The sequence below is a fragment of the Actinoplanes campanulatus genome, from assembly GCF_014647795.1.
Taxonomy (GTDB): Bacteria; Actinomycetota; Actinomycetes; order Mycobacteriales; family Micromonosporaceae; genus Actinoplanes; species Actinoplanes campanulatus.
In genome coordinates, this window is record NZ_BMPW01000089.1 from 1 (window position 1) to 635 (window position 635).

Annotated in this window: 1 protein-coding gene; it reads left to right on the top strand. The window is 61.7% G+C overall.

The window, feature by feature from the left end; all coding sequences use genetic code 11:
* Positions 1-12: 12 nt before the first annotated feature.
* Entirely contained in the window at positions 13-237 is a 225-nt protein-coding gene (locus tag IEZ13_RS48190; protein ID WP_373293123.1) for an HNH endonuclease family protein, read from the top strand.
* Positions 238-635 lie beyond the last annotated feature (398 nt).

The following is a 635-nucleotide window of genomic DNA, read 5'->3' on the forward strand; positions in this document are numbered from 1 at the left end:
GCCAACGACCCGTTGAACTTGCTGGCTGTCGACGGACCCGCTAATGAGGCCAAACGAGACAGGGATGCAGCGACCTGGCTACCCCCTAACAAGGCCTACAGATGCGACTATGTGGCCCGCCAAATCGCCGTCAAAATGAAGTACCAGCTGTGGGTCACCGCCGCAGAGAAGACCGCTATGGCGCGGGTATTGCACCGCTGCCCGACCCAGACACTCCCTGTAGGAGCCACACGATGACCACCCATTGGATCCCCGAACAACTCCTAGAACCCGGAGTCGGAGTCATCCTCGACACCGAAACCACCGACCTGGACGGGCGCATCATCGAAATATCGATCATTGACGCAGCCACCGGGACGGTCCTGATGGACCAACTCATCAACCGTTGCACGAGATAACCTGACTACTCAAGTTAGTTCTCGTGCAACGGTTGTTTAGAGGAAGGGGGCCGGGCGGTGAGCCCGGGCCCCTGGTGTGTGCTGAGTCGGCCAACGGGCCCAGCACACAGGTCTGTTATGAGGCGCTGGCCTGTTTCGGGCGGCCTGCCTTAGGCTGGCGTGTCCGCGCCCACTGCTCGGCGGCGGCTTTGGGAAACAGCGGGCCGGCCGCGGTCTTGATGACAGGTGCGGGGAACC